8 protein-coding genes are annotated in these 9,166 nt (G+C 46.9%); 4 read left to right on the top strand and 4 right to left on the bottom strand.

From position 1 onward, the window contains the following. Positions 1-5: 5 nt before the first annotated feature. Positions 6-2,258, bottom strand: a complete 2,253-nt coding sequence (locus tag ACT6NU_RS06150; RefSeq protein WP_445383585.1) for a T9SS type B sorting domain-containing protein — start codon at positions 2,256-2,258, stop codon at positions 6-8. Positions 2,259-2,536: 278 nt separating this feature from the next. Between ACT6NU_RS06150 and ACT6NU_RS06145 the strand changes: the two genes are divergently transcribed. From ACT6NU_RS06145 to ACT6NU_RS06130, 4 genes are all read left to right on the top strand, one after another. Further along, a complete protein-coding gene (locus tag ACT6NU_RS06145) occupies positions 2,537-4,225 on the top strand; it encodes a glutamine--tRNA ligase/YqeY domain fusion protein (protein ID WP_445383584.1) in 1,689 nt (562 codons plus the stop codon). 333 nt (positions 4,226-4,558) lie between these two features. Continuing rightward, positions 4,559-4,888, top strand: coding sequence for a YtxH domain-containing protein (locus ACT6NU_RS06140; RefSeq protein ID WP_445383583.1), 330 nt, complete (start codon positions 4,559-4,561; stop codon positions 4,886-4,888). Positions 4,889-4,891: 3 nt separating this feature from the next. Continuing rightward, the gene (locus ACT6NU_RS06135) at positions 4,892-5,239 is read left to right on the top strand and encodes a hypothetical protein (protein ID WP_445383582.1); all 348 of its coding nucleotides are present in this window, start codon (positions 4,892-4,894) and stop codon (positions 5,237-5,239) included. Beyond that, positions 5,239-5,460 (top strand): hypothetical protein, encoded by a 222-nt coding sequence (locus ACT6NU_RS06130; protein WP_445383581.1) that lies wholly within the window; start codon positions 5,239-5,241, stop codon positions 5,458-5,460. Before ACT6NU_RS06135 ends, ACT6NU_RS06130 begins: the two co-directional genes overlap by 1 nt. A gap of 46 nt (positions 5,461-5,506) precedes the next feature. Here the strand turns inward: ACT6NU_RS06130 and ACT6NU_RS06125 are convergent, their stop codons facing one another. The 3 genes from ACT6NU_RS06125 to ACT6NU_RS06115 form a co-directional block, all read right to left on the bottom strand. After that, the gene (locus tag ACT6NU_RS06125) at positions 5,507-6,439 is read right to left on the bottom strand and encodes an SPFH domain-containing protein (protein ID WP_445383580.1); all 933 of its coding nucleotides are present in this window, start codon (positions 6,437-6,439) and stop codon (positions 5,507-5,509) included. A gap of 89 nt (positions 6,440-6,528) precedes the next feature. Then, positions 6,529-8,040, bottom strand: a complete 1,512-nt coding sequence (gltX, locus tag ACT6NU_RS06120; RefSeq protein ID WP_445383579.1) for a glutamate--tRNA ligase — start codon at positions 8,038-8,040, stop codon at positions 6,529-6,531. 55 nt (positions 8,041-8,095) lie between these two features. Beyond that, on the bottom strand, positions 8,096-9,139 hold the full coding sequence (locus ACT6NU_RS06115; RefSeq protein WP_445383578.1) for an alkane 1-monooxygenase: 1,044 nt from the start codon (positions 9,137-9,139) through the stop codon (positions 8,096-8,098). Between the last annotated feature and the right edge of the window lie 27 nt (positions 9,140-9,166).

The raw sequence follows: 9,166 nt of genomic DNA, 5'->3' as shown, positions 1-9,166 counted from the left end.
TTAGGTTATCGTATAACAGTAATGGTCCCCTGTTTCAGGACTTTTTCGGCGTTTCTGATTTTATAGTAGAATACCATGTTCTGGGCTGGGAAACTCGCAGCCGAACTGGGCCAGTTGTTCTGGTAATTATTTTCGTTAAAGACTTCCTCACCGCGTTCGTTATAAATGATCACATTCACATCCTGGCGGCCGGAATAGCTGTTTGGGAGAATCCACTGATCGTTTATACCGTCTCCGTTTACAGAAATTACATTGGGCACCCTGAAGGTGTCCAGATAGGTAACGGTAATGGCTCGTGTAATCTGGCAACCACCCAGGGTAGCAACCAGGGTGTAATCCCCATCGCGCGTAAAGGTGAAGGAAGAAGCGGTCCCCAATTGGTTGTTGTTACTGTCCAGCCAGCGATAAGTATCACCTCCGGAAGCGTTAACTGTACGGGAGCTGCCTTCCGGAAACCTGAGGTCTGTTCCCAGGTCTAGACTGATCAGATTCTCATCAAGTGGGGAAATAGTAACTTCATTGGAAGGCAGGGGGCACCCATTCCGTTGTAATACCAATTGGTATACCCCAGGCGTTCCCACATCTATAGTAGGTGTAGTGAGATTCAAATTTGTGCCGTCTCTGAACCAGTCAAAGCTTTCGCTGCTCAGGTCTGTAGGGGTGCTCAGGGTTACCGGTTGTGATGGTCCGCAAACAGTGAGGGAAGTGCTGTTAAGCACTAAAGTTTCATTTACGCGCAACTGCACGCTAAGGTTATTGGAAGCCGGGGAATAACTTGAAATGCTACCTTCTATATGGTAGACCCCATTTTCTGTAATGTCTGTAAGGCTTATGCTGGCACCTGTAGCCCCTCCAACGGGCGAGCCGTCTTTAAACCACTGGTAGCTCATAGCACCTAAAAGGTCTGCGGTCACATCTGTACTGCCGCCGCTGCCATCCAGGGCTCTTATCTGGGAAACCTCCAGCATTGCGGAGGTATTGGTACATGCAGCATAAGAACCGTTGTACGCGATATCCATCTCAAGGCTGCTTGGGCTTACTACGGAAGTAGCGGGGGAGTCTTTTGAGGTACCGCTACAAGCGCCTCCACTGAGGAACACCCTTGCAAAATAAGTACCTGTATCGGCGTCTGTAACATTCAGGCTGGTGGAGGTAGCTCCTGCAACCGGATTGCCATCTTTATACCACTGATATGTGGCAGACGAGGCATCTGTGGTAATGGATAAGGTTGCGCTTTGTGAGGGCAATACCACCACTGAAGCAGCATTATCCCGGGTAACGGTAAAGTCACCCGCGTTTGTAATTGTTTGAGCAGCGGAGCGCTCAACGCATGCTCCAGGGCCAAATATTTCAACTTCATAATCTCCTTCAAAGCCTGCGATGTTCGCATCTACAGTATAGGTATGATCATCTATGGTTGGGGAGGTAATAGGTGACCCGTCCTTAAACCAGGTATAGGTAAGGCCCATGCCTGAAATATTTGCTGTCAGGACTTCGGTCTCTCCGGCACATAATGCAGTTTTGGAAGGCGGGTTAATAGCGATGCCCAGGCTGCTGCCTGTGGTTACATCAATCAGATTGGAAAGGGTGTTACCGGATCCGGAACAGGCCCCGTAATCTATTTCAACATTGTACATGCCTGCCTGGGTAACGGTAATGGAAGGACCTTTATCACTTAAAGGGCTACCACTCCTGTACCAATTATACTGGTAAGTACCTGCGTTGGCTAAACCGTAAACTTCAAGGGTTATGGAATTTCCGTCACAGACCTCAGCCGTTCCGTCTCCGAAGTCGGCCTGGCCCTGAGGGCGGATGGTCAAAGAAGAATTTACATCCAGATAATACATCGGATAGGCCACAGAAACCGCCGATGTTAGTGCGGGGCTCGTGCTCCTTACCCTCATACGGTAGCCTTCCCCTCTGATATTGGTGGGGAGGCTGAACTGGAAGTAAAAATCGAAAGTTACATTTTTGGAAGCATCTCTTGCCAGTTCAACGGGGCTTGAAAAATCACCCGTGGCGTCTGACAATTCCAGGATAAACTCATTATCACTGTTTACCAGGGGTGGTCCCCAGGTAAAATTCACCCAATAATCGTTAAAGCTGGATGAAGCACAGACGGCGCTCCAGGGGGTAGATCCCGCCGGTGGTGTTTGGTTGGGAGCCGCTTCCGGGGCATTCAATACCTGGGCAGATCCAAACTGGATCCACAGGACTCCGCACAGTAGGGCTGCGGCATTGCGTAATTTTCTGTTCATGACTCTCATGTTTCTGTGTGTTAGTGACTAATTAATTGCCCTACAATTAATATTTTGAATGCTGTCTGGCAGTGTAAATATCTCCCCGGGTATCTCCCGGACGGAATTCTGCAAACAAACATTGAATAACAAATATGGTTCTTAGCCCGTGTTTATTGAATTTAATGTTGTAGTAGGGGGTATTTATGTTGTGAAACGAAGGGATTTGTATGGAAGCCCTTTAAATATGAGGGCGGGATTTGCATTTTTGCTACCTTTACGGCTTTAAATCTTTAGCAATGAGTGAGTCAGGAAAGTCCCTGAATTTCATAGAACACATCATAGAAACGGACCTGGAAAACGGTTTCCCAAAAAGCGATCTGAGGTTTCGATTTCCACCAGAACCCAATGGCTATCTGCATATAGGCCACGCCAGTTCCATATGTTTGAATTTTGGCCTTGGTTTGCGTTACGGTGCCCCGGTTAATTTGCGCTTTGACGATACAAACCCTACCAAAGAGGAACAGGAATTTGTGGATGCCATCAAGGCCGATGTGAAATGGCTGGGATTTGAGTGGGCGGAAGAATGCTTTGCCTCGGACTATTTTCAACAACTTTACGACTGGGCGATAGCATTAATCAAAGCCGGAAAAGCCTATGTGGACAGCCAGAGCTCGGAGGCTATAGCAGAGCAGAAAGGCACCCCTACCCAGGCAGGAAGCAACAGCCCATACCGGGACAGGCCGGTAGCGGAAAACCTGGAATTATTTGAGAAAATGAAAGAGGGAGGCTTCCCCGAGGGATCCCATGTTTTAAGGGCTAAAATTGATATGGCCTCTCCCAATATGCTTATGCGGGATCCGGTGATGTACCGGATATTGCACAAGGCCCACCACCGAACAAATACCGATTGGTGTATTTATCCGATGTACGACTGGACACACGGTGAAAGTGACTACATTGAGCAGGTCTCACACTCCCTCTGTACCCTGGAGTTTGCACCGCATCGGGAATTATACGATTGGTTCCTGGATCAGGTAATCAGTTCAGAGAAAATAAGGCCCAAGCAGCGGGAATTTGCCCGTCGAAACTTAAGCCATACGGTAGTAAGCAAGCGAAAGTTACTCCAATTGGTACAGGGAGGATTTGTTTCCGGCTGGGACGACCCCAGGATGCCCACTATTTCAGGCCTGCGGCGCCGGGGCTGTACCCCTGAAGCCATTCGTAATTTTGCCGATACTATAGGAATTGCCAAACGGGAGAATGTGGTGGATGTGGCCTTGCTTGATTTTCACATGCGGGAACACCTGAATCGAATCGCTCCGCGTGTAATGGGAGTGCTGGACCCTGTTAAGCTTATCATCACAAACTACCCTGTTGATGAGGAAGAATGGCTGGAGACTGAAAACAACCCTGAGGATTCGGATGCAGGCAGCAGGACGGTACCCTTTAGCCGGGAATTGTTTATAGAACGGGAAGATTTCAGGGAGGAAGCGAACCGTAAATTTTTCCGTTTAAAATTGGGAGGAGAGGTCCGGCTCAAAAGCGCTTACATAATCAAGGCGGAGGAAGCTATAAAAGATACCGAAGGGAATATAACAGAAATTCACTGTACCTATGATCCTAAAAGTAAGAGCGGAAGCGGCACCCCGGAAAGTTTAAGAAAGGTGAAAGGGACCTTGCATTGGGTATCGGCAAATCACTGTATCCCTGCCGAAGTACGCCTCTATGATCGCTTATTTGCGGATCCAACTCCGGATCAACATAAGGACAGGGAATTCCTTGAATTTATCAATCCGGATTCTTTAAGCGTGATCACTGCACAACTGGAGCCCTCTTTAAAGGAAGCAAAAGCAGGGGATCGATTTCAGTTTCAACGTTTGGGATATTTCTGTGTAGACCCGGATACCTCTATAGACAATCTCGTTTTTAACAGGACCGTTACTTTACGCGACACCTGGGCAAAACTGGAACAAAAGGATTCTTAAAACGCTTATCCTCCAACTTGTAGCTCTATAAGAGATGTCTATGGCAAGACTTTCTTTGATAGAGAAATCAAAACAATTAACGCTTTCTCAAATCGCTTTCACGGGCTTTTCTGGATACAGCCTTAAGAAATATACCGAGGGGTAGCAAAAAACTGCCATACAGGCTTTATTTTAGTTTTTAGGCTCTCACACCGCCCGCCAGGATAGCTTTTGGTTTTAAAAACAGTGCTGAAGCCCACACCTGGGGGAATTAACGACCCTTTAACGCACTTTTTCATATATTCTTGTTATACTAACCCTAGTAAATCAATAACCTTTAAAAACATTAAATATATGTCAAACGATAGTGGATCCGTATTATTAGCACTCTTAACCGGCGCAGCCATTGGAGCCGGAGTAGGAATTCTTTATGCTCCTGATAAAGGGTCCAAGACAAGAAAGAAAATAAAGAAAAAAGCAAAGGCTGCTTCTGAAGATATCAGTGACCGCCTGAGCAAAGCCACAGAAGAACTGACCAAGACAGCCCAAACCCAGAAAGAGGATTTTGAGCGCAGGCTGGATGAGTCTATATCCAATATGAGCTATAAGGCGGATGATATAATTGCCAGCCTGGAGCGCAAATTGGCTGATCTGAAAAAGAAGAACGCTCAGTTACAGAAATAATAGATGGCTCTGGATGAATTGAAATCCGGCCTGACCGAATCTGAGACGGCCGTTAAGGAGTACATTGATTCCACGGCGGATTACCTGAAACTTAAAACGTTCAGGTTTGCCATGAAGGTGATCACCCATTCTATCAAAGGGATGGTTTTTGGCCTTATTGCATTCATAGCCCTTATATTCCTTTCCATCGCATTGGCATTTACTCTAAACACCATGTGGGAAAGTGATACCATGGGTTATATGGCGGTAGGCCTGATGTACATTCTGGCGGGAATTATTGTATACCTGATGCGTTCACGCATAGACTCAAGTATATTAAAAAGTTTTTCCAAATATTATTTTGACGACTGATGAGCAATAAAGTTTACAGTTCTTTTGAAGAGCTAGACCGGGATATCCGCATTGCAGGACTGAAGCAGTCCATAGCCGAGGAGCGATTCCGTGGAGGTTTACACCTCATCCGGGAACAGTTTCAGTTCCGGTCGCTTAAAAATGAAACAGAGGATATCCTCCGGAAATTTGTATTGCCCTGGGCGATACAATGGGGGATCAAAAAACTGCGAAAAAGATGAAAAAAAGCCCGGTTATTACCGGGCTTTTTTAATTTATATGAGGAACTTAGGAATCCTTCTTTCGGTTATTCTGTTTTTTCATGGCTTCCCCTATCTGGTTGCTGGCCGTAAATGAGGCTACCATATTGTTCAGCATATCGCTCCCCGCCTGTGGGGAGTTTGGCAACAGGATTAGATTTGTATTGGTTTCTTCTCCAATAGCCTGCAGCGTGTCGTAATGCTGTGTTACCACTATTAGGGCAGAAGCTTCCTGTGAGTTGATCCCAACCTTGTTCAGTACTTCAACCGACTCTTCCAGCCCGCGGGCAATTTCGCGCCGTTGATCCGCAATTCCCTGGCCCTGCAGCCTTTTACTTTCTGCCTCAGCTTTAGCCTTTTCCACAATCAATATCCTCGCGGCATCTCCTTCAAACTGGGCGGCGATTTTTTCGCGTTCGGAGGCATTAATGCGGTTCATGGCAGCTTTTACCTGTGCATCCGGATCAATATCCGTTACCAGGGTTTTGATAATGTCATAACCGTAATCCAGCATGGCATCCTGCAATTCCGTTTTTACCGCAATGGCAATGTCATCCTTCTTTACGAAAACATCATCCAGTTTCATCTTAGGAACTTCGGCGCGCACTACGTCAAAGACATAGGATGTAATTTGCTCGTGCGGATATTCCAGTTTGTAAAAGGCGTCATAAACCTTATCCCTGATCACAACATATTGAACGGAGACTTTAAGCTTAACAAATACGTCGTCCAGGGTTTTGGTTTCAACGATCACATCCAGCTGTTGAATTTTAAGGCTGAGCCTGCCGGAAATCCGGTCTACCAGCGGGATTTTCATCTGCAGACCTGAATTGCGGATACTTTGGAAGCGCCCAAAACGCTCAACAATAACAGCGGTCTGCTGTTTTACGATAAAAAAGGAACTGAGCAGGATTACCAACCCGATCAGGACAATGGGAAACCATATAATAAAAGAACTCATGAGCGTGCGTTAAGGGTTAAACAAATAGAAAATGCAGTACAATATAGGTCGAAAAATCAAAGAAATAGTTACACCTCAGCGCGTATATTTCAAGAATTCAGTTGCTCAATAGCGCTGTCTATTCGCTGCAGAGTTTGCTCTTTTCCTATCAGTTCTATGATGTCGAAGAGGTGAGGGCCCTGCAGGGCACCTACTACGGCCAGCCTGAGGGGCGCCATAACCTGCCCGAAAGACAAACCTGACGAACTGATATGTTCTTTAATTTCAGACTCTATGGATTCGCTGTTAAAGTCCTCTACTGAAGCCAGGACCTGTTTTACCCCTTGCATGCGATCGGCAGTCTCGGGCTTCCACTGTTTTCTGACGGCCTTTTCGTCATACCTTTTTGGAGCCGTAAAAAAGTAGTGGGACAGCTGCCAGAGGTCTTTTACAAATGAGGCTCTTTCGCGCACCATCGCAACTACTTTCGCAAGGAACGCGTCAGCGAATAAAGCCGTGTCTACCCTATGGGTTTCTAGCAGCTTTTTAAAGGCTGGCAAGAGTTCTGCCACAGATTTTTTCTGTAAGTACTGGTGATTGTACCAGTTGTTCTTTTCCGGGTCAAACCGGGCCCCCGACTTGTTAACCCTTTGAAGGTCAAAGGCATTTATCAGCTCTTCTTTGGTAAAGAGCTCCTGTTCCGTACCCGGGTTCCATCCCAACAAAGCCAAAAAGTTCAATACGGTCTCCGGAAAGTATCCTTCTTCCCGGTACCCCAGGCTATCCTTCCACCTAAGCGGAAATACCGGAAAGCCCAGCTTCTCCCCGTCCCTTTTACTGAGTTTGCCTTTGCCCACAGGTTTCATGATCAGGGGCAGATGCGCAAACTGGGGTGATTCCCAGCCGAAGGCCTGGTAGAGCAGTTTGTGCAATGCCAAGGAGGGCAGCCACTCCTCCCCCCTTATCACATGGCTGATCTGCATGAGGTGGTCGTCTACTATGTTGGCCAGGTGATAGGTAGGCATCCCATCGCTTTTAAACAGGACTTTGTCGTCCAGGGTATTGCTGTCTATGCGGATTTGTCCACGTATTAAATCGTGCAACTCAATGGTTTCATTCACCGGGCATTTAAATCGGATCACATAAGGTTCGCCGTCTGCAATTCGCTTTGCAACGGTTTCTGCACTAAATCGGATGGAGTTGTCGAGTTTTTCCCGGTTGTGCCAGTTGTAGATAAAGGTTTTGCCTTTGGCTTCATGCGCGGCCCGGTGCTTGTCAAGACTTTCCGGCCGGTCAAAAGCGTAATAGGCCCAACCTGAAGCAATCAGTTTTTCTGCGAAGTCAGCATAGAGGTCAAGTCTTTCACTTTGGCGGTAAGGGCCGTATTCGGATTGTGTGCCCGGGCCTTCATCAAAAGGGATTCCAAGCCATTCCAGGGACTCCACAATATATTCCTCGGCCCCCGGCACATAGCGATTCTGATCGGTATCTTCAATGCGGAGGATAAAGTCCCCTCCCCTTCCCTTTGCAAAAAGATAATTGAAAAGGGCTGTACGCAGCCCTCCAATATGTAGGGGCCCTGTTGGGCTGGGAGCAAATCGGACTCGGGTTCTTTTCTCCATTTTAATTTAATTTGGAAAGCAAAGATACGCTTGCAAACTGAAGAAACAAGGCTTCTCAGGCGGGTTTCATGGCCTCCGGAATCCTTGGGTTCATAATCCGGAACCAAAGTGGAGGAATCAGCGCCAAAACCATGGAGGTAGGGTATCCGAAAGGCATATCCGGGGATTTACTGTGATAGTCCAGCAGTTGATATTTTTTGGAGGATTTATAGTGATGATCGCTATGGCGCGTTAGTTCATACAGCACAATCCGGCCCACCAGGTGATTGCTGTTCCAGGAGTGAATCTCCTGTACCCTTTCGTATCTGCCGGAAGGAAGTTTCTTTCTCAAAAGCCCATAGTGTTCAATATAGTTAACGGTTTCGAGTAGCAGGAATCCGATTATGGCACAAAGGATGGCGAAACCGACCGTCTCAATTCCAAAAACAGCCCAGAGCAGTAAAAGGTATGCTGCCTGAAAAAGGCTGAACCAGAACATATTGTTATCTGTTGAAAGAAAGGGTTTATTCCCGGTTTGTAGCAGCTTTAATTGAATCTTCCAGGCATTAGTGTATTGCCTGATTACCGAGGTGAACCAAAAAGAATATACCGACTGGTTATATCGGGCTGTTGCCGGGTCTTCAGGGGTAGCCGCATGCAAGTGGTGGCCAAAATTGTGTTCCACGTAAAAATGCATGTACAGGCTTGGTAACAGCAATATTTTACCAAGAAAGCGTTCGACCCCTGATATACGATGCCCGAGCTCGTGTCCAACATTAATCCCATTCGTGCCTAGTACAATACCGACTGAAAAGGCAATGCCGATGTACTCGTAAATAGGATGGGCATTGTCGGCAACAATATTGAATGCAAACCACAGCAGCAGCATTATTATCGGGATATTCAGATATAACAACCAATCAAAAACAGGATTGATTCTATCTGTTGCTTTTACTGCCGGGGAAGTATTGGCCGGATCCTCGGGAAGCAGCATCTCCAGGAGCGGGATAAATACAAAGGCATAGAGGGGCGTCAGAAAAGTGTAATAGCCACCCAGGCTGATACCTACCCAGGCAGTAAGGGGGATACTGAATGCAGCAAGGTATTTAAACTCCTTCATCTCGCCTTTTAACATGTTTTTGGCCCC

This window comes from Robiginitalea rubriflava (assembly GCF_052540725.1).
This window is presented reverse-complemented; position numbering and strand designations above follow the sequence as displayed.